21 protein-coding genes and 1 tRNA gene are annotated in these 21,361 nt (G+C 63.7%); 11 read left to right on the top strand and 11 right to left on the bottom strand.

All coding sequences use genetic code 11. From position 1 onward, the window contains the following. Positions 1 to 13 precede the first annotated feature (13 nt). A complete protein-coding gene (gene mftB / locus J1M87_RS22950) occupies positions 14 to 298 on the bottom strand; it encodes a mycofactocin biosynthesis chaperone MftB (RefSeq protein ID WP_206492106.1) in 285 nt (94 codons plus the stop codon). 2 nt (positions 299 to 300) lie between these two features. Further along, complete coding sequence (gene mftA, locus J1M87_RS22945; RefSeq protein WP_128646009.1) at positions 301 to 414, bottom strand: mycofactocin precursor MftA; 114 nt, start codon at positions 412 to 414, stop codon at positions 301 to 303. Positions 415 to 521: 107 nt separating this feature from the next. On the opposite strand from mftA, the gene mftR reads away from it, so the two are divergent. Continuing rightward, complete coding sequence (mftR, locus tag J1M87_RS22940; protein WP_206492247.1) at positions 522 to 1,151, top strand: mycofactocin system transcriptional regulator; 630 nt, start codon at positions 522 to 524, stop codon at positions 1,149 to 1,151. A gap of 76 nt (positions 1,152 to 1,227) precedes the next feature. Further along, entirely contained in the window at positions 1,228 to 1,803 is a 576-nt protein-coding gene (locus tag J1M87_RS22935; RefSeq protein WP_206492105.1) for a GNAT family N-acetyltransferase, read from the top strand. Positions 1,804 to 1,814: 11 nt separating this feature from the next. On the opposite strand, the gene J1M87_RS22930 is transcribed toward J1M87_RS22935, so the two are convergent. The 4 genes from J1M87_RS22930 to J1M87_RS22915 are packed head-to-tail and all read right to left on the bottom strand — an operon-like array spanning position 1,815 to position 6,363. Then, a complete protein-coding gene (locus J1M87_RS22930; RefSeq protein ID WP_206492104.1) occupies positions 1,815 to 2,654 on the bottom strand; it encodes an intradiol ring-cleavage dioxygenase in 840 nt (279 codons plus the stop codon). Beyond that, the gene (locus J1M87_RS22925) at positions 2,651 to 3,745 is read right to left on the bottom strand and encodes a maleylacetate reductase (protein ID WP_206492103.1); all 1,095 of its coding nucleotides are present in this window, start codon (positions 3,743 to 3,745) and stop codon (positions 2,651 to 2,653) included. The genes J1M87_RS22930 and J1M87_RS22925 overlap by 4 nt, the downstream gene beginning before the upstream one ends. Further along, the gene (gene tsdA, locus J1M87_RS22920) at positions 3,742 to 4,731 is read right to left on the bottom strand and encodes a gamma-resorcylate decarboxylase (protein ID WP_206492102.1); all 990 of its coding nucleotides are present in this window, start codon (positions 4,729 to 4,731) and stop codon (positions 3,742 to 3,744) included. The genes J1M87_RS22925 and tsdA overlap by 4 nt, the downstream gene beginning before the upstream one ends. 42 nt (positions 4,732 to 4,773) lie before the next feature. Beyond that, on the bottom strand, positions 4,774 to 6,363 hold the full coding sequence (locus J1M87_RS22915) for a bifunctional 3-(3-hydroxy-phenyl)propionate/3-hydroxycinnamic acid hydroxylase (RefSeq protein WP_206492101.1): 1,590 nt from the start codon (positions 6,361 to 6,363) through the stop codon (positions 4,774 to 4,776). Positions 6,364 to 6,505: 142 nt separating this feature from the next. On the opposite strand from J1M87_RS22915, the gene J1M87_RS22910 reads away from it, so the two are divergent. Further along, complete coding sequence (locus J1M87_RS22910; protein ID WP_206492100.1) at positions 6,506 to 7,333, top strand: IclR family transcriptional regulator; 828 nt, start codon at positions 6,506 to 6,508, stop codon at positions 7,331 to 7,333. A 184-nt stretch (positions 7,334 to 7,517) separates the two neighbouring features. Beyond that, positions 7,518 to 8,876, top strand: a complete 1,359-nt coding sequence (locus J1M87_RS22905; protein WP_307830912.1) for an MFS transporter — start codon at positions 7,518 to 7,520, stop codon at positions 8,874 to 8,876. Between the two features lie 58 nt (positions 8,877 to 8,934). Here the strand turns inward: J1M87_RS22905 and J1M87_RS22900 are convergent, their stop codons facing one another. Further along, entirely contained in the window at positions 8,935 to 10,041 is a 1,107-nt protein-coding gene (locus J1M87_RS22900; RefSeq protein ID WP_307830911.1) for an NADPH:quinone reductase, read from the bottom strand. Between the two features lie 63 nt (positions 10,042 to 10,104). Here J1M87_RS22900 and J1M87_RS22895 point away from each other — a divergent pair, with 63 nt between their 5' ends. Together J1M87_RS22895 and J1M87_RS22890 are read left to right on the top strand one after the other, a co-directional pair. Further along, complete coding sequence (locus J1M87_RS22895) at positions 10,105 to 10,644, top strand: PadR family transcriptional regulator (protein ID WP_206492099.1); 540 nt, start codon at positions 10,105 to 10,107, stop codon at positions 10,642 to 10,644. A gap of 247 nt (positions 10,645 to 10,891) precedes the next feature. Next, entirely contained in the window at positions 10,892 to 11,890 is a 999-nt protein-coding gene (locus J1M87_RS22890) for a DUF368 domain-containing protein (RefSeq protein ID WP_206492098.1), read from the top strand. A gap of 863 nt (positions 11,891 to 12,753) precedes the next feature. On the opposite strand, the gene J1M87_RS22885 is transcribed toward J1M87_RS22890, so the two are convergent. Together J1M87_RS22885 and J1M87_RS22880 are read right to left on the bottom strand one after the other, a co-directional pair. Beyond that, complete coding sequence (locus J1M87_RS22885; protein WP_206492097.1) at positions 12,754 to 13,125, bottom strand: hypothetical protein; 372 nt, start codon at positions 13,123 to 13,125, stop codon at positions 12,754 to 12,756. A 475-nt stretch (positions 13,126 to 13,600) separates the two neighbouring features. Then, a tRNA-Thr gene (locus J1M87_RS22880) sits at positions 13,601 to 13,672 on the bottom strand. A gap of 101 nt (positions 13,673 to 13,773) precedes the next feature. Here J1M87_RS22880 and J1M87_RS22875 point away from each other — a divergent pair. Further along, positions 13,774 to 15,228, top strand: a complete 1,455-nt coding sequence (locus J1M87_RS22875) for a threonine/serine exporter ThrE family protein (protein ID WP_374222416.1) — start codon at positions 13,774 to 13,776, stop codon at positions 15,226 to 15,228. Positions 15,229 to 15,236: 8 nt separating this feature from the next. On the opposite strand, the gene J1M87_RS22870 is transcribed toward J1M87_RS22875, so the two are convergent. Together J1M87_RS22870 and J1M87_RS22865 are read right to left on the bottom strand one after the other, a co-directional pair. Beyond that, on the bottom strand, positions 15,237 to 15,497 hold the full coding sequence (locus J1M87_RS22870) for an MbtH family protein (RefSeq protein WP_206492095.1): 261 nt from the start codon (positions 15,495 to 15,497) through the stop codon (positions 15,237 to 15,239). Positions 15,498 to 15,587: 90 nt separating this feature from the next. Continuing rightward, positions 15,588 to 16,397: an alpha/beta fold hydrolase gene (locus J1M87_RS22865; RefSeq protein ID WP_206492094.1), complete on the bottom strand. Its 810-nt coding sequence runs from the start codon at positions 16,395 to 16,397 to the stop codon at positions 15,588 to 15,590. Between the two features lie 92 nt (positions 16,398 to 16,489). Between J1M87_RS22865 and J1M87_RS22860 the strand changes: the two genes are divergently transcribed. The 4 genes from J1M87_RS22860 to J1M87_RS22845 all read left to right on the top strand — a co-directional run bounded on the left by J1M87_RS22860 (position 16,490) and on the right by J1M87_RS22845 (position 21,351). Continuing rightward, complete coding sequence (locus tag J1M87_RS22860; RefSeq protein ID WP_206492093.1) at positions 16,490 to 17,017, top strand: general stress protein CsbD; 528 nt, start codon at positions 16,490 to 16,492, stop codon at positions 17,015 to 17,017. Positions 17,018 to 17,069: 52 nt separating this feature from the next. After that, positions 17,070 to 17,702 carry a hypothetical protein gene (locus J1M87_RS22855; protein WP_241257370.1) on the top strand — a complete coding sequence of 211 codons (633 nt, stop codon included), beginning with the start codon at positions 17,070 to 17,072 and terminating at the stop codon, positions 17,700 to 17,702. A gap of 108 nt (positions 17,703 to 17,810) precedes the next feature. Further along, entirely contained in the window at positions 17,811 to 19,118 is a 1,308-nt protein-coding gene (locus tag J1M87_RS22850) for a glycosyltransferase family 2 protein (protein ID WP_206492091.1), read from the top strand. Next, positions 19,099 to 21,351: a hypothetical protein gene (locus J1M87_RS22845; RefSeq protein ID WP_206492090.1), complete on the top strand. Its 2,253-nt coding sequence runs from the start codon at positions 19,099 to 19,101 to the stop codon at positions 21,349 to 21,351. The genes J1M87_RS22850 and J1M87_RS22845 overlap by 20 nt, the downstream gene beginning before the upstream one ends. The last annotated feature ends 10 nt before the right edge of the window (positions 21,352 to 21,361 follow it).

Raw genomic sequence — 21,361 nt, 5'->3', positions numbered from 1 at the left:
AGTAGTCAGGGCATTACGAGCGAGTGATCATGTTCGACTCGGCCAGCGTCGCCAGCGCTTTCACGTACGGAGCCGACGCGGATTCATCGATACCCGCTGCCGCGATGGCCGAGCGCATATCGCGGTGATCGGGCAGGGATTCGATGATCGCCACGATCGTGCGGTTCTTCAGAAACGACAGCTTGCGCGTGCCGAAGTGGTACAGCAGCGCCCCGAACGACTCGGGACGCAGCGCCACCTGCGGATGCAATACCCACGGCACATCCACATCGAGTGCGTCCTGCACTGCAGCAGTCATGATCAGTACACGCCGCACATGCCGTCGATGGACACTTCCTCGACCAACGACTCCTCGACCAGATCGGACTCCACGACAGCCGTGCTGACCACAGCATTCTCGTTGTTCTTGGACATCTGTAACCTCCTGGAATTGATGGGGACCACACTCGCGATCGACAGTGGCTTGAATCACCCACCATAATGGCACTGAGTGCAGAAAACTAGAAGTTGGAAGGACAATGATGGCGAAGACCGCGAAACCGTCCACTCGGGCAGGTCGCCGCCCGTCCACCACGCTGGGCGAACTGAGCGATCTCGGAATCGAACTGTTCGCATCCAAAGGCTTCGAGGAGACCAGCGTCGACGACATCGCCGACGCAGCGGGTATCGCCCGGCGCACGTTCTTCCGCTACTTCCCCTCCAAGAATGCGGTCCCCTGGGGCGACTTCGACACTCAACTCGCAGCGCTGAGAACTCATCTGGCCGGCTTGCCCGAGGACATCGAGCTCGCCGACGGACTACGTTCGGCCTTGCTGCAGTTCAACACCTTTCCGGTCGAGGAAGCCGCCGTACACCGACAACGGATGTCGTTGATTCTGGGAAATCCCGCACTGCAGAGCTATTCGATGCTGATGTACGAGGGCTGGCGAGCCGTCATCGCAGAATACGTCGCCGCGCGAACCGAATCCGAGCCCACGGACCACTTTCCGCGGACCGTCGGCTGGATGGTCCTCGGGGTGGCCATCTCGGCATACGAACAGTGGCTCACCGACGAGGCTCTCGACCTCGCACAATTGCTGTCCGAGGGCACCCGAACACTGTTCGTTGGCCTACGCGCCCCCGGCTCATCCGATCCGGCACACCTACCGTGACTCGCGCTCCTCGCCGCGCCCGCGGAGCAGCAGCGTAGGACCGGAATTCTCGATCGAAGCTCGGTATGATCGGCCGGTGAGCTTTTCGGTGCGGGCTGCAACGTCGTTCGCGGATGTTCGCGCGATCCTCGGCCCGAAGAATCCGACCTCGTCCGTGTGCTGGTGCCTGAGTCATCGACTCGATTCCGCTACCCACAGAGCACTGGTCGGCCCCGAACGCGCCGCCTATGTCGAGAAACTGACCCGTCGCGCAGTGGCGCCGGGAGTCCTGGCCTACGACGGGGACGAGGTGGTCGGGTGGGCGGCGGTGGCACCACGCTCGGAGTTGCCGTTCGCGCGGTCGAACAAGATTCCGCATGTCGACGATCTGCCCGTCTGGACGATCTGGTGCTTCCGGGTCAGAGCCGGGCACCGAAAACGCGGCATCGCACATGCCTTGCTCGACGGTGCCGTTCGGTTCGCTGCCGACCACGGAGCCCCGGCGGTGGAGGGATATCCGGTGGACAACGAGGGCCACAAGGTCGACCTCACGATGGCCTATGTGGGCACTCGCGGGTTGTTCGAATCGGGGGGCTTCGAGTTCGCAGCGCCGACGACGTCGGTGTCCGGTGGTTTCCCGAGGGTCGTCATGCGAAAAGACCTGCGCCACTGACCTATCGGGGCTCAGGACGGCGCGAGAACGAAATCGTATTCGGAAGTCCAGATGGTCTGGGCGCCCACGTCGCGTTTGTCGTAGGTTGCGATGAGCGATTCCTTGACCCCGAACACGGCGTCGGATTCGAGGTATTCGTCGCCGTCGACGAAGGTGTGTGTCACCAGCCGTTCGTAGCCGTCGGCCGAGACGAGGAAGTGCATGTGCGCCGGCCGGTACGGGTGTCGCCCGAGCCGGGTGAGCATCTGCCCGACGGGGCCGTCGTCGGGGATCGGATACGAGGTGGGTTTGATGCCGAGGAAGCTGTATTTGCCGTCTGCTCCGGTGATGAAACGGCCCCGGTTGTTCCAGCGGGGTTGGATGTCGGGTTGCTGGACGTCGTAGTAGCCGTCTTCGTTGTCCGACCACACGTCGACAACTGCACCTGCGATCGGTGCGCCGTCGGTACTGCTCACGCGCCCCTCGAACAGGCACGGCTCGCCTTTTCCGTCGAGACTGATGTTCTCACCCATCTCGCGGATCGGCGCATTCTCGACGTGGAACGGCCCGAATACCGTGCTTTCGGTGGCACTTTCGGGGCGACGGTGGTTGATGGCGTCGACGAGCATGGAGACGCCGAGAACATCGGAGAGCAGTATGAATTCCTGCCGTTCGGGCCCGCTGATCTGACCTGTCCTGGTGAGGAAGTCGATGGCGAGATCCCATTCGGCTTCGGTGAGCCCGACGTCTTCGACGAACTCGTGCAGGTGCCGAACGAGGCTGCTCATGACGACGGACGCTCGGTCGTCCGCGGGCACACCCATGCGTTCGTTGACGATGTCTACCGACGCCTGTTCGGTGAAGTACTTCATGCGCGTGATCCACTCCTCGTGTTCGGGCGGATGCCCTCGTGGGCATCTCGCAGGACGCCGCGGATGGAGTCTCGGTCCAGTGGGCGCGGCGACCAGTACGGCGAGGCGACCGCCTGATCCGCGACCAGATCCAGCTGGTCGGCGGTCACTCCCAGGTCCGCCAGCCGCAGTGGTGCTCCGATGTCGACGGCGAAGTCGTACAGTCCCGCGCCCGCCGAACCACCGAACAGCGCCGCGACATCGGTGAGTGCATCCGGGACGGATTCTTCGACGTAGCCGATGGTGTGGGGCAGCATGATGGCGTGGGTCTGCGCGTGCGGCAGATCCAGTGCGCCGCCGAGGGTGTGACACAGCTTGTGGTGCACCGACATTCCCACACCACCGAGGACCGTGCCGCACAGCCAGGCGCCGTACAGGGCTCCGTCGCGCGCGTCCTGATCTTCGGGAACCTCGATCAACGCGGGCAGGCAATCGCGCAGCACCCTCAGACCCTCGACCGCCATCAGCGTGTAGATGGGGCTGCCGTCGCGAGCGTAGGTAGCTTCGGCAGCGTGCGCCATGGCGTTGAGGCCGCTGGCGATGGTCAGGTCGATCGGCATCGAATCGGTGAGATCGGGGTCGTAGACCACGGTTTCGGGGAGAATCTCCGGTCCGCGCCGCGTGGTCTTGACACCGCTGTCGGTTTCGCCGAGAACCGGTGTCACCTCCGAACCCGCGTAGGTGGTGGGCACGACGATCTGCGGCAGTCCGGTTCTTGCCGCAAGTGCCTTGCCCAGCCCCGTCGTCGAGCCGCCGCCGATCGCGACGACGCAGTCCGCGTCGAGGCTTTCCACCTCGATCAGGGCGCGAGCGGTCACCGAGGTCGGGGTGTGCATCTCGGCCAGGGCCACCACGCCGACACCGAGCGCGCCGAGGCTGCCGAGTAGACGCATGGCGTCGTCGCGCTGATGTGGGGTGGACAGCACGACCGCCCGGCTGCATCCGAGCCTGTCGATCTCATCGGACACCGTCTTGACGCTGCCCCGCCCGAAGACCACGCGTGCGGGTGACCCACTGTGAACGAACGGCGATACGGCCGTTTCCCGGATCATCGGTCGAGCTTGAACAGTGCCGCGGCGTTGCTGCGCCCGATCTTGAGTCGGTCGGCTTCGGAGATGCTGGCCGAGTCGAACCAGTTCGCCGCGTGGTCGACGTTCTCGAAAGGCCAGTCGGTGGAGAACATCACGCGCTCGGATCCGAGTTCGAGAAGAGCATCGATCAGCGTTTGGGTGCGAAAGTTGCCCGAGGTGGTGATGTGAAAGTTCTCGGTGAAGTAGTCGACCATGCGACGTTTCGCCGGGTAGGTCGCAGGCACGTCCACCCATGCGTTTCGGTTGTCGATTCGCCACAGCATGGCCGGGATTCCCTCCCCCATGTGGCCGACCACGATGTTCAGACCGGGATGCTCGTCGAACAGACCGGAGGCCATCAGTCGCAGGGCATGCACCGCGGTTTCCTGGGCGAACGCCCAGGTCGGTCCCAGCAGCCACGGGTGGCCCTGATAGATGCGTGCGTCCTGCTCGAGCGGGTTGCGCGGGTGGAGATAGAACGGCACGTCGAGCCGTTCCACCTCGGCCCAGAAGGAACGGTATTGCGGCAGGTCGTAGTACAGCGGAGTGTTTCCGTCGTCCACGAACTCGCTCTGCGAGAACCCGTTGACGAGTGCACCGACGAATCCGAGTTCGGTGACACAGCGTCGCAGTTCCTCGGCGGCTGCGTCGGGATCCTGCAGTGGAAGGGCAGCGAAGCCGCGGAATCGGTCCGGACGCTTGGCGATTTCCTCGGCGAGCACGTCGTTGGCGCGGCGAGCAATGTCGATGGCGCGCTTGTGTTCTGGGATCGCTTGCACAGCAGGAGCGTTGAGGGACAGGATCATGGTTTCGATCCCGTTGTCGTCCATCAACTTCAATCGGACATCCTGAATGTCGAGCAACCGCTTCTGCAGCTCGTCCCAGTAGGTGCCGGGTACGAATCCCGCCGAGTCCTGGAGGGTCTCGGGGATGGCGAAGTGTTCTTCCAGTGCGATCTTGCCCTGCATGGTCTCTCCTCGGGTGGTGTCGGTCGGTACGAAAGTGTGGTGTCAGGCGGACGTGGCCAACAGCGCTGACTCGGCCGGTGCAATCGCCTCCATGAGGCCGGACATCAACGCGGCCAGTTCGCCGCCGGTGTGGGCGATTCCGTAGAGGTAGCCGTCGGGCCGCACGATTGCTGCGACGCATTTCTGTGCGTCGAACCAACGGGTGTACACACCACCGGTGTCGGAGGTCGGCGCACCGTCGAACATCGAGGACAGTCCGAAGACGATCTCCTTGCCGCCCATCTCTGCGAACCGTTTCCGCTCCTCGACCGAAATGGCCTGCAGCGGAGCGGTTCCGTCCGATACCACCAGCCATCCGGTTCCGGCGACCTCGTCGAACAATGCCGTGCGGGACGGCGTCGAGACCAATCCCTGGGGAAAGATGTCGCCGCTGTTGGCGATCACACCGCCGGACAGTGCCGGGTACTGCAGCTTGTCCGGCTTCTGGTTGGCTTTGCGAGCGGCAATCATTCGCGCGTCACGTTCGGCGGCGAGGACGGGATCTCGCATCGTCTGGACGCGGCCCAGTTCGATCGCTTTCTCGGTGATGAATCGTACGTGCGGTTCTCGTTCGGCTTGGTAGCTCTCCAGGAGCGCGTCAGGATGCCCGGAGAGCACCATGTCGAGCTTCCACGCCAGGTTTCGGGCATCTCGGATACCGGAGACCATGCCCTGTGCGAGAAAGGGCGGCATCTGATGTGCAGCGTCGCCGGCCAGAAAGATGTTGCCTGCGCGCCACTTCGAGGAGATGCACGATCGGAACGTGTAGTTCGCGACGCGGACGAGCTCGGCGTCCTCGGGGGTCAGGTATGCCGACAGGCGGGACCACACTCTGTCCTGCTGCACCACCTCGTCTCGTTGCGCGCCGCTGTCGAGGCGGAACGAGAACCGGTGGTGGCGCGGTCCGATGTTCACGATCGCGATCGGCTCGGCGGGGTCGCAGACCTGACGGAACGTGGGAAGGGTCGGAACGTCGCGAGTCAATTCGAAGTCGCACACCAGCCAGTTCTCGAAGAATCCGTAGTCGTCGAGATCCCCGCCGATGACCTCCCTGACGATTCCGTTGCCGCCGTCGCAGCCGACGACGAACTCGGTGTCGACGCGGACGGTCCGCCCCTCGGCGTCGGTGGCGAGAACGGTTGTCCTCGAAGCGGATTGTTCGATCCCGGTCACGGTGTGACCGCGCCGTACCTCGACAGTCGGCAGGGAGGTCAGCAACTCGTCGAGCACTGTCTCGACGTGCGGTTGGTGCATCATGTACTGCGACGGCCACCCACTGCGACCCGGGTTGTCGTATTCGATGTCGAGCAGAACCTCGTCCTGGGCATTGACCCAGATATAGCCGCGCTGGACGTTGACGCCCGGCAGCATCTTCTCCGCGATACCGAGCTTCTGGAAGGTGCGCATCGTTTCGTCGTCGAACGCTGCCGCTCGCGGCAGGTTGTAGAGACCGCTGTAGCGCTCCAGGACCACCACGCTGCGTCCCTGACGTCCGAGAAGGGCGGCCAGCACCATGCCGGTTGGACCGCAGCCGACGACTACGACATCGGCCGTCGTGTCGCTGCTGGACTGCGTTGGTTCGAAAGCAGACATGGTGCTGCTCCTCTCGCTGTGACGTTCCGTCGTCGAATGTGATTGCAACCACACGTTAGAGTTCATTATTAGTGAAGTCAATGCATATTGGTGAATCTACGGTGACGGAGTTGAAACGGCCGCAAGTGCCTAGGGTGGATCCGTGACCGATACCCCAGACTCCGATTCCGTAGATGCTTCCGATCGCCCGGGCGCTCGCCAGGGCATTCAGTCGGTCGAACTCGCGATGGCCGTGATCGAAGCGCTGGAGCGAGGCCTCGGGCCGATGAGCCTGACCCAGATTGCGAACGCCTCGGGCATGGCAGCGAGCAAAGTCCACCGTTACCTGGTCAGCCTCGGACGGGCCGGGCTGATCGTGCAGTCGGGCCGATCGGGCTTGTACGACTTCGGGCCGGCAATGCGGCGGCTCGGCATCGAATCCCTGCGCCGAATGGATGACGTCAGCGTCGCCTCGGAGCACCTACCGACCCTGCGTGATCGCACCGGCCATTCGATCAACCTGGCCGTCTGGGGAGACCACGGTCCGGTCCTGGTCCGATGGGATTACGGCGCACACGCGCTGCCGATCACCATCCGCGTTGGGTCGACGATGCCACTGCTGACCTCTGCCATCGGCCACGTCTACCTCGCACATCTGCCCGAGACCATGATCGCGCCGTTCCTGCGCGACGAGCTCGAGTCCATGGGTGCCGCCGCACCCGGCGAGAACGAGGTGGCGGCGCTCCGCTCGCGCGTTCGGACACAGGGTGTCGCGAGGATTTCCGGCGAGGTGATTCCAGGGGTGATGTCGATAGCAGCCCCGGTATTTCCTGCAGGCCAGTCCATTCCACTGGTGGTAGCAGTGGCGATTCCGGCGAAGATCGGCACCGACGAGGTGATCGCCACGGCCACCGAGGAGTTGTTGCGCGCCACCGAGGCGATATCCGAGGGTTTCGGCAGCTCGAGGGCAGCGAACGAGCGGCCCGCCTGAGGCGTCATCCCCTGGCTTGCCGAAGCAATTTCGGATTCACTATTGCGCAACTCATTTCCTTATGTTGAACTGTGATCTGCGCCATACGGGCGTCGAGCCGACCGCGCAGCACGCGCCGCGCCGATCGACGCCGCAGGTCGGCATCAGCTGCGCACCAACGACTTTGCCTCGACAGGAGATACACGTGAGTAGCTCGACAACACCGAACACACAGGGGCGCAGCCTGCCCCGCGCCACCCGAAGAATGCTGTACGTGACCTGGCTCGTCGCCACCCTCGAAGGTTTCGATCTCGCGATCTACGGAGCCACTGTTCCCGTCCTACTGCAGACGCCGTCACTGGGCATCGACAGGGCATCGGCCGGAACCATCGGCTCCCTCGTCGGCGTCGGCATGCTCGTCGGAGCAGCCTTCGCCGGAGCCGTGATGCACCGATTCGGACCCCGCAAGCTGCTACTCGGATCGATCGTCATCTTCACCTTCGGCATGCTGCTGTCCACAATCGCAACAACCGGTGAGATATTCGGGCTCGGACGGTTGGTCGTCGGCCTCGGTCTCGGCGTCGTCCTGCCCACCCTGAACGCCTATGTTGCAGACCTCAGCGAACCAGGGCGTCGCGCCAGGCACATCGGACTGATGATGAGCGGATACGCAATCGGCGCACTCGCCGCTCCGCTCCTCGGGGCCGCACTACTCCCCGAGGTCTCCTACCACTGGCTGTACCTCGTCGGGGTCATCCTGCCGCTCATTGCTCTGCCGTTGATGTTCCGGTTGCCCGAGAGCCCGTTCCACTTGCGCCTCACCGGCCGCGACGCCGACGCGAAGCAGGTCGAGAACCTCTACGGACTCGCCCACGAACCGATGGTGACGAACACATCCGCCGGACGGTTCCTCGGCCTCGGCCCGCTGCTGACGCGTCGCCTCGCCCCCACCACGATCCTCGCCTGGGTGATGTCGTTCTGCGGACTGCTGCTCGTCTTCGGCATCAGCGCCTGGCTGCCCTCGATCATGCAGGCTGCCGGATACTCACTCGGCTCCGCATTGATGCAGACTGCCGCAATGTGGCTCGGCGTGTTCGTCGGAGTCATCGCAGCCGGGCCCGTAGCCGACAGATTCGGACCACGCATCGTGGTAGTGGCAGCGTTCCTGACCGGCACCGTGAGCCTGGTGCTGATGAGTCTCTCCCCGCCCACCCCGGTGATGTTCGTATTGATGTTCGTCAGCGGTTTCGGGTTCATCGGCTCTCAGATCCTGGCCAATGCCTTCATCCTCTCCGTCTACGATCCCGAAAACCGCAGCAGTGCACTGGCCTGGGCCCTGTCGGTAGGACGCCTCGGGGCCATCGCCGGCCCGACCCTCGGAGCATTCGTTCTCGATCGCGCCAGCGGCGTCGACTGGAACTTCTACAGCTTCGCGATCGTCGGACTCGCCGGAGCGATCGTTGCCGTAGCCGTTCCGCGGCCTCGAAGCCGGCAGCCGCTGCCGAACTCCATCGACGATCGACCGCTTACCGACGCGGCCGCGGATCCCACTCGTCGGCCCTGACCGGATCCGGCACCGAACTGCTGCAGATTCCTGAGGCTTCTCGACCCATCGCGGCCGACTACTCGGGGATCTGCAGCAGCACGCGTGTCCGAGTACCCGCGTCGACACGGTCATGAGCGTCGGCGACGCGATCCAGAGGCATCGGGTCGCCGACGGCGATGGACAGCGCACCGATGGAAGCAGCCTCGGTCAAGTCCACAGCTGCGGCCGACTTCACCTCCTGTGAGAAATCGTCGCTGCCCAGTAGACGAACGGTGATGTTGTCGAACAACATTGGCCAGAACGGCAGTTTCGGATGGCCCTCGCGGGTTCCGTAGGCGGCAATCACTGTGCCGTTCTTGGCAATTGCTGCATCGAAGTTTATGTTGTCGGAAAACGACACTTCGACAATGCGGTCGACGCCACCTCCGGCGAGCTCCCGCACATGCGTCACTGCTTCGTCATCGCTCAACACCACGACGTTGTCGGTGCCGTGGGCACGGGCAAGACCCGCGTCCGCCTCGGTGCGAACAGTTCCGATCACTCTCGCCCCGTTCCACCGAGCCAACTGCGCAGCCAGTGAGCCAACGCCGCCCAACACGCCGTGGACCACGACCGTCTTCCCGGCGACCGCACCGTCACCGAACACTGCCCGGTGCGCCGTGATGCCCGGAATTCCGAGACAGGCAGCGAGTTCAGGCTCCACCGAATCCGGCAGACCGATCGCCTGCCAGGCCGGCACGACGGTGAATTGCGCGGCAGTGCCGAGCGCACGATAGGACTGCGCGCCGAACACCCACACGTGCTCGCCCACGCGCGTTCGCTCGATGCCCTCCCCCACCGCGTCGATGTACCCGGCTCCGTCGCTGTGGGGCACCACCCGCGGATACGGCATCGTCGAGCCGAGCCACCCTCGCCGCTTCTTGGTGTCACCCGGGTTGACCGAGGACAACGACAAGCGCACACGAACCTCGCCAGGTCCCGGGTCGGGTGTGGGCATATCTCCGAAACGGAGAACGTCCCGAGCCTCCCCTTGCGAGTCGTACCACGCGGCGATCATCGTGATGTACCCGAAGCGTCTGCGTCGCCCCTCGGTCCATTCACGGGAGTCGGCGTGGTGCGTTCGAGATCGAAGGTTGTCATGGAAGTCCCTTGTGAAGAAGGTGAGTCCTGGTTCGTCGGTCACCTCACCCTACTACCTCGATTCGAGGTACACATCGAATCGAGATACACCTGACAGACTGGGCACATGTTGGAACTGGCAATTCTCGGGTTTCTGTCCGAAGGCCCCTTGCACGGATACGAACTCAAACGGCGAGTAACTCAGCTGACCGGCTACGCCAAACCAGTGAGCGACGGAACTCTGTATCCCGCAATCAAACGGCTGGATCGAAGCGGTCTACTCGAGCGCCGCTCCGAACCCGGTGCGGGACCGGCTCGCTACGTACTCACCATCACCGACGCAGGACGCGACGAGCTGACGGCTCGTCTGCGCGATCCCCAGCACAACGACGTCTCGGACTTTTCGCGCTTCGTCGTGGTGCTGACCTTCCTGTCACTCGTGCCCTCGGTGGAGGAGCAACACGCGGTACTGCGTCGGAGGCTCCACTTCCTGGAAGAACCAGCCAGCTTCTTCTACGACGAGGACCGGGCCGTGAAGGCGGAGGATGTCACCGACGTCTATCGGCGTGGACTACTGCTGTTCGCGCGCAAGACGAGTCGCGCAGAACGAGCCTGGCTCAGGTCCGTACTCGACGCCGCGGAAGACGGCGGGCGTTCGAAGCCCTGATGTGTGTTCGCATCCCCCGGCCTTGCCTACGTGCTGCATCTCGGGGAATCGCCGAAGCGAGTATCTGGAATTCCTCGAGTGTGTCGTGTGATGAACGAACTGTGCGGCGATGATTCCGACGCACCGTGCACAGGTTCGACGTCTGCGGCTGGTGAGGCACGGTGAATGCTGCCCGATGCACGGGCCGGCAGACGGAGCTTGCCGAGCCGGTGTCAGGTGGTCTGGACGCGTTTGGGACGATTCGGACATGACGACGAACCGCCAGACGCCCTCCAACCATGGGGACGACGAGCAGAATCGACCCGGGCTGGATCAGCGACCCGGACTCGATGACATTCCCAGGGGGCGTCCGCCGGCGACGGAATTGGCAGCCAACGTCGTTCGCGGCGGTCTGATCGGTCTGGCCGAAACGGTTCCCGGTGTCTCCGGAGGCACGGTCGCACTGGTCACCGGCATCTACACCAGGGCCATCGCGTCGGCGAAGCATCTGACGGACATCCCCAAGGCCGTGGTGACGCGGTCCGACGTGCGCGCCGAGGTCCGTCAGGTCGATTGGTGGCTGCTCCTCGCGGTCGGCGTCGGCATGCTGCTGATGGTGTTCTCGGTGGCGGGGATCATGGCGGATTTCGTCACGGATCAACCCGTCTATTCCAAAGCGCTGTTCATGGGCATGATCGCGATGTCGGTGGCGATCCCCTTCATGGAGCTCACTCCTGGCGCTTTCCCCACCGCCCGGTCCCGACTGTCTGCCGTGGCACTGTTCGTCGCTCTCGCTGTCGGGGTCATCGTTCTCACGTCGTTACCCGGGGCCGAGGCGTCGAACCCGTCGTTGATTCTGGTGTTCTTCGCCGCGACGATCGCAATTTGTGCGCTCGTGCTTCCAGGCGTATCAGGGTCGTTCTTTCTTCTGGTCATCGGCCTGTATGCGCCGACGCTCACGGCCGTCGACGAGCGAAACCTGACATACCTGGCCGTGTTCGCCCTGGGCGCCTTGGCGGGATTGGTCAGCTTCGTTCGAGTGCTCGAGTGGTTGCTGGCGAACTACCACGATCTGGCGATGGTCGCCGCTGCCGGCCTGCTGTTGGGATCTTTGCGCGCACTGTGGCCGTGGCAGGGCGAGAACAGAGAGCTTCTGGCCATCGGCAACGAATGGCCCGCTGCCCTGGCTTTGTTCGCCATCGGAGTTGCGGTCGTCGCTGTGGTCGCCGTCGCGCAGCGGCGACTGGCAACCACGCGTACGCCCTGACCGAAACGACAGGCGGCGTAGCGGTTGGTGCCGGGATTACAGCAGCAGCGTGCTGAGCAACGCACACATTCCTCGAGCATCGACCAAAATAAGGGGTGGAAGATATGAAGACAGTCCGGACTCCGTTGGGTTTAACCCTACCGTCAGGCGTTTATGCAGCAATAGTGTCGTTGGCCATTACTTTGGGTTCCGCCTTGACGATGGCAAAGCTCGACTTGCCCTGGTGGGCATAGGTTTTTCAGTTTCTCATTCTGCTCGGGGTTACTTTCACAATCACCGAACATAGCGCAATCCCAGCGGGCGAGGGAGTATTCAAAATTACCAACGCGCGGACACTGGCCATGGCGGGCGGTGGTCTGATAATCTTCGTCGTTTTATTCGCACTTTATATCACCTACTGGACCACGTGAGATAGTCACGAATGGCGTCAGAATCGCATGAGTGCGCAGAGACACCTCATAGCTTTGGGCGGTGACAACAGGTCCCGTCACCGCTCAAACAATCTGCCGTTGCCAATCCGTCGGAGACGGCGTCACTGAAACACCGTTGTCGAGATGGACAATCATGACTTACCGCGCTGCACGACTTTGTAGGCGACGTACAGATATAGAAGGCCCGTGACCGCACCGGCCGCGCAACCTACTGCGAAGTCCACGGCCGTCGACCCCCGAGTTCACAACAATCTCCGCAGCGAGAAACCCCAGCCCGACCGCAGGCATCAAGGCAAACGCGTTGATGTACTCACTTCGGGTCGCGCCACTATTCCGAGCCAACGGACCTTTCACGCTGTAGTCACGAAATGTCTGCTGCATCAGTGCATCTCCGAAGTGCTACGTGCCACATCCAAGGACAAGGCCCGAGACTCAGCACAGTTTGTCGAAGTCAAGCTTGCTACCGACACCTGACTTCACAATCTGGCAAAGAAAGCCGCCGAAGCCCAACTCGGTATCGATCGGCTCTGCATCCAGACGGGCCGTGTAGCGCACGACGAACCGACCCACCGCCTGTCGATCCGCCAACCGAATCGGATCGTGCCGGGTCGGCACAGCCACCACAGCATTCGCCAACGCCCGCGGAACAACACCATGCAACCGGGCCGCGCTGACACCCATCACCACCGCATCATCGCGGCCATAGGCAGCAACCGCGACACCGACCGCCGCAGCCTCCACACCCGGCATCCACTCGGTCCCGACCCGGTCGTCTGGCACGGCCGCGAAGAAGCCCGTCGCCACCCGATGCAGCAAAGGTCCGTCAGCCGCACAAGCTCGGCGCGCGGGTGCGCGTAGACATCGGCCGCCGTCGCTACGAGCACCATCCGCACCGGAGTCGAGCGAACTCGGAAGACACCCCGGCCTGACGGCGTCGAACATCGCCCGAAGTCACGGCAATCTCCTTTGAGTATCGGATACGCAGGCTTCAGGCCTACAGAACCGATACTCATTCCGACACCGCAATCCAGCCCGTGCCTGCTGCGAAGTCCGTACGCATCCGCCTGCATCCGCACAAACGCTCACCGCTGAGTTAGCGACGAGTTGTGACATTCTGTGACATCGAACGCCAGATCGAGCCGCCGAACCGGCAAATCCCCAGGTCACCAGTGACGCATAACCCCAGGTGGACGAACCAGGCTCGCGCAAGAAACAAACGGCCGCGACGGGCCAAAAAAGACGGCTCCAGCCATTGTCACTGGTCGGAGCCGTCCGGAAGAGCCCCCTAACGGGATTGAACCGTTGACCGCTCGCTTACAAGGCGAGTGCTCTACCGCTGAGCTAAGGAGGCAGTGAAGCGAGACCATCGTATCCGTTCACCGGAGGCTCAGTGTCAACAGGTACCTTGTCGGTGGATCACCCCAGCTACGTGTAAAGACGGTCATGACCTTCCTGCAAGACCTGACGGCTTCGCTGAGCCGTCTCACCGGCGAGCGCCGGGCCACCATCGATACCCCGACAGCGGCACCGTCACCTCTTCGTCCTATCGATCTGACCGACGATGCGTCGGTGGCCGAGGTGCTGGATCTCGCGGTTCGTGTCGGTGAGGTGTTGTTGGCTTCGGGCACGTCGGCGGTGGATACAGCGACGCAGGTGCAGTTCATCGCCGCCACGTACGGTCTTGCGCGGTGCGATGTGGACGTCACGTACAACTCGATCACCCTCAGCGCGCACCGCGGTCCGACGCGTCCTCCGGCCTCGACGATGCGCATCGTGCATTACCGGTCGATGGACTTCACGCGGCTGGCCGAGGTGGACCGTCTCATTCGTGCCGTACGCGTCAAGATGGTTGCACCGAGTGCGGCGCTGGAGCGGCTCGATGAGATCACCAAAGCTCCGCACCCCTACAACCGGTGGATCGCGACGTTCGCATGGTCCGGCATGGCCGCCTCCGTCGGCATACTGCTCGGGGGTGGACTCCTGGTGGCCGTGGTGAGCTTCCTGACCACGATGGTCATCGACCGTATCGGTCGGATACTCAACCGTGCCGGCCTACCGTTCTTCTTTCAGCAAGTTGTCGGCGGTTTCGTGGCGGCAACTCCGGCGATCACGCTGTACAACTTTCAAGATCAACTCAACATCAACATCTCCCCGTCGATGGTCATTGCTGCCGGCGTGGTTGTGCTGTTGTCGGGACTCTCGCTGGTCGGTTCGGTGCAGGACGCGATCACCGGCGCCCCGATCACGGCGTCGGCGAGGTTCTTCGAGGTGTTGATGATGACCGGCGGCATCATCGCCGGTGTCGCGACATCGCTGCGCCTGGCGTCGTTGATCGGCAGCGACCTACCTCAGATCAGCAACCTGGCACCACCTGACCTCCTGGAGGTGCCCACGAAGGTGCTGGCAGGCGCAGCGGCGTCGCTGTTCTATGCCTTGGCCTGCTACGCCGAGCGGCGTGCGTTGACGGCCGCATTCGTCGGCGGATTCGCCGGCTCTCTGGTGTACCTGCTGGCGCAGACCATCAACGTCGGGCCGATCATCGCCTCGGCCATCGCCGCGACCGTGGTCGGCTTCGCGGGCGGTCTGTTGGCTCGTCGTGCCCTCATTCCGCCCTTGATCGTCGCGGTCGCAGGCATCACGCCACTGCTGCCGGGTCTGGCGCTGTATCGCGGTCTGTACGCGATCCTCAACGATCAGCTACTACTCGGCATCAGCTCACTGTTCGCGGCGTTCGGCGTCAGCTGCGGCCTGGCCGCCGGAGTGACCTTGGGTGAATGGGGTGCCCGTACGCTCCGCCGCCCGCGCATTCTCGCGCGCACCGAGGAACTACTGCGCCCGACGCTTCGCCGCAAAGAAGAACCGCGCCGGCCGACGGTTCGTCGGCGGCGCGGTTCGAGTGCGTCGTAGAACGCGGGCTACGCGTCGGCGCTGGGTGTTCCCTCAGCAGAAGCGCGTGCAGCGGCGTCGGCCTCCATGGCCTCACGCAGGCTGCGCGGACGCATGTCGGTCCAGTTCTTCTCGACATACTCCAAGCAGGCGGCGCGGGTGTCTTCACCGAAGACGACCCGCCATCCCTGAGGGACCTCGGAGAACGTCGGCCACAGCGAATGCTGGTCTTCGTCGTTGACCAGCACGAAGAAGCGTCCGTCTTCGTCATCGAACGGGTTGGTACTCATCTCGCCTCACTCGTCGCGAACGTTTGATTGGTAAGTCTGCACCGTGAGGTGCCACACGACCCTAGCAACGCGGCCCAGGCCGCGGTGCCGTCAGGCCTTCAAGAAGTCGAGCAACTCTGCATTGACGGCCTCTGGACGCTCGAGATACCCATAATGCCCGGCATCGGCGATCTCGACGTAGCGGGCACCCGGAATGGCGTCCGCCAGCTCCTTGCCGAGGTATGCGGGGATCATCCGATCGTCGGCGAATCCTACGGACATACACGGCACCGTGACGCTGCGGTAGGCGGATGTTCGGTCGAAATCGTCCTCCATGCCCAGCTGAGCGCGTACCCCGGCAGATGGCGACGACGACGAGAATTCGAACAGATCGAGCCAATCGCGCGCCCCTCGGGCATCACGCAACGTAGCCGGCGACAGGTTCATCACTGCCGTCACGGCAGCCGAGTACGTGCCCGGGAGCTCGACGCGCTTGTCGTACAGCGCTCGTTCACCGTGCGCGAGAGTCTTCTGGAACTCGTCCACCCGTGCATGACCGGCCAGGAAGACCGCCTTACGCACCAGATCTGGTCTGCTGAGGGCAAGCTCCTGCGCGACTCGCGCGCCCATCGACGTTCCCACGACGAATGCCTTCTCGTCACCGTTTCGGACGAGTTCGATCAGGCCCGCCGTGTCGGCGACCATGTCTTCCATCGTGATGCCGTGAGTGCTTTCCGACGACGGTGCGATTCCGCGGTTGTCGAACGTGCACACCCGGTAGCCCGCTGCTGTGAGAGCCGGCACCTGGTGCAGTTCCCACACGCGACCGGGGCTGCCGGTGCCCATGACGAGAACAACCAGGTCTCCGCTGCCTTTGACCTGGTAGTTGATGTCGATGCCGTTGATCTTGGCGATTGGCATAGATCTCCTCACTGCTGATACGTTCGTCGGCGATCGTATCGTTCGGTGTCGGTCAGGGGTTACTCGAACGACCAGTGGGTACCTGCAGTTACATGAATGACGAGAACGTATCTGGCGAAGCACGCAAGGGATTGCTCGACGGAATCAAGGGCAAGGCCAAAGAGGTCGTGGGCGCGGTGACCGGCAACGACTCGTTGACAGCCGAGGGTCAACTCCAGGCCGCTCAGGCCCGTGAGCGCAAGGAAGCCCAGGCCACCGAACGGGTCGCCGAAGCGCAGGCCACCGAAGCCGCCGAGGAACTGGCCGAGGTCCGCACTTCGGCCGAGAGCCGCCGGGAGGCCGCAGAGGAGAACGCTTCCGTCACCGAGGCCAATGCGGATCGCGTGCGGCAGACCCAGGTGGTCGCCGCCGAGCAGAACAAGCGAGAGACTGTGGCGCAGGAACGCGCAGCCGCGGAGGTCGACGCGACGGCCGAACAGATCGAAGCCGAGGAGGAGCGGCGCGTCGAGCACGCTGCAGCGGACTCCGACGAAATGGTGGCCGCGCAGAAACACCAGGAAGCACTTCGGCAGGCCGAGGCCGACCGCAAGAAGGCCGAAGAGCTTCGCAATCAGGCTTGACCCACCACCGCTGAACCAGGAGTTTCGCTACATGAGTGTTATGGACCTACCAATGACCATTCTTCGAGTTCAGTACAAGATCGCTCGAATTCCGTTGCAACTCATCGAGACAAACGTTGTCGAGAAGATGAAAGCCGAAGCGCCGGCCCGCCTGGTGTACGAGCACACACTGGGGTCCCTGGACCGTGCCGTCGGAAACTTGTTGGGAGACAAGAGCCTCGCCGATCGCGGCGAGACACTCGTCGACAGCACGGAGAACCGCGCCGAGGCCGCACGGTTGGACGCAGAGGCTCGTGCACAGAAGGCCGCGGCCGACGACGAGCTGAAAGCAGCGCGCGAGACCGCCGAGAAGGATCGCCGCGCCGCCGATGCCGCCGCTCAGGAGGCTGCGCGCGATGCACGCCAAGAGGCTGAGCAGCGCAAGCGTGAAGCCGCCGAGGAAGCCGAACAGGAAGCCGCCGCGACGAAGAAGAAGGCCGACGAGCAGGCTGCTGCTACCGCGAAAGCAGCCGAGGAGCGGAAGAAGACTCAGCAGGCTCAGGTAGACAAGCAGGAGAAGCGAGCCGCCGCGCCCGCCGAATCCGAACTGGCCACAGCTGCAGAGCGTTCCGAAGAGGCCGAGAGCAAGAAAGACGAAGCGGAACGAATCGAGAAGCTGTTCCTTGCGGAGAAGAACAAGGACTGACTCACTCGAATCCGGCTTTCGCACTACCTCTTCCGGCCCCGCACCGTGTTCTCGGTGCGGGGCTGGATTGCGTTTTCGGGGTTGTTCAGGTGTGGGTGGGTTCAGGCGATGTGGGGGCCGGCTCGGGCCGTGTTACCTCCCGCACTCCCCAGACTCGAATCTCCCGATTGGGACGGTGCCGTGTGGATCGGTGACATCGACCTCGACCAGGACCTTCCGGCGTCCCTCGACCTCGACGATTCCGAGGGCTACCACCGGGCCCGTTTGTTGATCCGACGTGGACTGGATCCGCTCGGTTTCGTCGAACTGCGCATCGTCGACGGTGCAGTGGCCACGGCGGATGTCCGCGCGGCAACGATGTCGCTCTCGCAGGTGCAGATGCCCCAGGCTCCGTCCGTTTCCGAGCGGACGCTGCCACCGATCTCCGTGGTGATCTGCACCCGCGACCGGGTCGACCATCTCGCAGGCGCTCTCGCATCGGTGTCCGCGCTGGACTATCCCGATTTCGAAGTGGTCGTCGTCGACAACGCTTCGCCTACCGATGCCACGCAACGGTACGTCCGAGACTTGGGGGACAAGCGCATTCGCGTGGTCTCGGAGCCGCTGGCCGGTCTGTCGAGGGCGAGGAACACGGGATTGCGCGCGGCGCGGCACACCATCGTCGCGTTCACCGACGACGACGTCGCAGTGGATCCGAAATGGCTACAGAGCATCGCGCGTGGCTTCCGGCGCGCGGATGGGGTCGCGTGTGTGTCCGGCATCGTGCCGAGCGGGGAGATCAGAACTCAGGCGCAGGCGTATTTCGACCGTCGCGTCGGGTGGGCCAGTTCGGTGACACCGCGTGTGTACGACCTGAACAATCCCCCTGCCGATGTACCCCTGTTTCCGTTTCAGGTCGGGATGTACGGAACCGGAGCCAATTTCGCGGTCGATCGCGAGAGAATGTTCGATCTGGGTGGATTCGACGAGGCCTTGGGTGTCGGATCCCCGACGAACGGTGGTGAGGACCTCGACATGTTCTTCCGGGTTCTGATGGCCGGAGACAGATTGGTGTACGAGCCCGCTGCAATCGTGTGGCATCGCCACCGTGCCGACTCCGAGGCCTTGGCGATTCAGGCGCGCGGGTACGGTCTCGGTCTCGGCGCCTGGCTCTACACCGTCGCTACCAACCGCAGATCGGCGATGCTCGCTGCCAGCGTGGCCGCCCGCCGCCTCGGGAGCGCAATTCGCTTGTCGGCCAAGATGAGCAAGGTCGCCTCACCCCCGGATGATCTCGCCGCCGATCTGCCCGACGGGATCGGCAGGATGGAATTGTTGTCCATCGCCAAAGGCCCGGGCGCGATGCGGCGCAGCAGGCGCGAAGGTCGCAAGCGGACTCCACTGGCGGGGGTGAGCCGTGAACCGGTTCTCGACTGATTCCAGCCTCCGATCCATCACGGATCTGCGGCGCGCCCTGTTCTTCCCGTCGCACTGGACCGCGCGATGGCCTGTCGGCACAACGGACTTCGCCGCCGGTACCCGACGACGCGCGGGCAGTCGGTTGCGCTACTCCGATATCAGCGTTCTGGCGGCCTTGTCCGGTCTCGCGTCGATGATCGCGCTTCCGACGCTCGTCCGCGTCGTGCTGCTCGCTGTTCTGCTCTTCTTCGGGCCGGGTGCCGCGATTCTGTCGTGGGTTCGCATACCCCGCACTGCGGTTCCGGCTGCACTGCCGATTCTGAGCATCTCGGTGGTGACACTGATGGTGTCGGTGGCGATGTGGGGATACCGCTGGTCGCCTCGGATGTGGACATTGTTGCTGTGTCTTGCGCTGATCGCGTCCTCGGTGCTGTGGTACCGCAAGCACGGCCTTCCCGACCGGGAAGGGTGGATCGCACGCACCCGCGAGGTCGTATCGCCGGCCTCTCGAAAGGCCACTCTGGCGTCGATCAGGTTCGTGCTGACCGATCGGCGCACCCTGCGGCACAACGTTGCCGGGCTCGTTCTGGCGCTGGCGTTCTTCCTGTGGTTGCCGATGCTGCCCGGCCTGGAGCGGGCGACGTACTCGCAGTTCGGGTTGCTGACTGCCGGAACCGGCCCCGGTCTCGTGCTGTGCATGGTCCTGATCATCGCGGCATTTCTGATCGCTCTGCGACGGCATCAGCTGCGCACCATGGTGGTGGCGATCGGTCTGGCCATCGTGGTGCAGCGGTTCACGGTCACCCTCGTCACCTCCGCCCCGATCTACGACTGGACGTACAAGCACGTCGCGGTCACCGAGTACATCCTGGACCTGCACAAGCTGGCTCCGAGTGGCGTCGACATCTACAGCGAGTGGCCCAGCTTCTTCCTGGTCTCGGCGTGGTTCCAGCACGTCACCGGATACGACACGCTGTCCCTGGCACACGTGTTCGCGCCGATGGTCCACGTGGTGCTGGGAGCGTCCATCTACGGACTGGCACGGGTGATGAAGTTCACCAAGCGTGCAGCGATCACCGCGGCCATGCTCGCCGAGGTCATCAACTGGGTCGGCCAGGACTACTACTCGCCGCAGGCGTGGGCGATGCTGCTCGCCGTCGGATTCCTGGCGCTCCTGATGTCCTCACCCCTGACCCGGGCCGCTGCCTACGTGTCGATCGTTCCGTTCGCTGCGCTCGTACCTACCCATCAGCTGACTCCGTACTGGTTGATGGCGGTCACCGGTGTATTGCTGGTGACCCGACGAGCCAAACCGTGGTGGCTGATGATCCCACTCGGCATCATCTTGCTGGGGTACCTGTACCCCCGATTGCCGATCGTGGCACCGTACGGGCTCTTTCAAGGGTTCGACCCGGTGCAGAACGCCGCGAGCAACGTTCAGGAAGAGGGAGTGCTCGGCAAGCAGATCACCTCGCTGGTCTGCCGGGCGCTGTCCGGCGGTGTCTTCGCGTTGGCATTCGTCTCGGCGATCTACGCCTGGCGCACGAAGAAGACGTTCTGGGCACCGATGGTGATGGCGTTCGGGTCGATCATGCTGCTCGCCGGGCAGAGCTACGGCGGCGAGGCGATCTTCCGCGTCTACCTCTATGCGATTCCGGGCTGCGTCCTGTTGATCACGCCGCTGTTCCTGACCTTGTTCGACCGTGAGCCTTCCCAGGTTCGGTCCTCGCGGGCTGCCAGGGTCACCGCCAGGACGTCGGTCGCAGTGGCCACGGCCGGAGCGCTCGGCTCGGCTGTGCTCGGCCTACAGGCGTATTTCGGGCTGTGGCCGATCGTGCTCGAGCATCGAAGCCAGATCGACGATGCCCGGGCGGCAGCAGCGCAGTCGCCGTCGGGAACCTCGGTCACGATGCTCTACTCCTCCGGCTACCCCGCGCGCTCGACCTCCGACTACGGTCGCCTGACCGAGGCGAACCAGTACTGGGACGTTCCGCTCTACGCGCTCGGGCCCGAGTACATGGAGGGCTTTCCGACGCCCGAGAAGCTCGGTGAGATCGACTACAACGCCTCGATCAGCGGTACGCCGACCTTCATGGTGCTGACCCGTCAGTCACTGCAGGCGATGCACTACTACGGGTTCGTTCCCGACGATGCCGTCAACCGGTTTCGGCAATGGCTCGCCACCAGTCCGGCGTGGTCTCTTCGCTACCACGACCCCGACACCATCGTCTACCAGTACCGATCCCGTTGATTGTTCAACA

Source organism: Rhodococcus sp. KRD162 (assembly GCF_017168335.1).
GTDB lineage: Bacteria > Actinomycetota > Actinomycetes > Mycobacteriales > Mycobacteriaceae > Rhodococcoides.
Note: the sequence above shows the minus strand (reverse complement) of the source record. Positions and strands in the feature narration are given on the sequence as shown.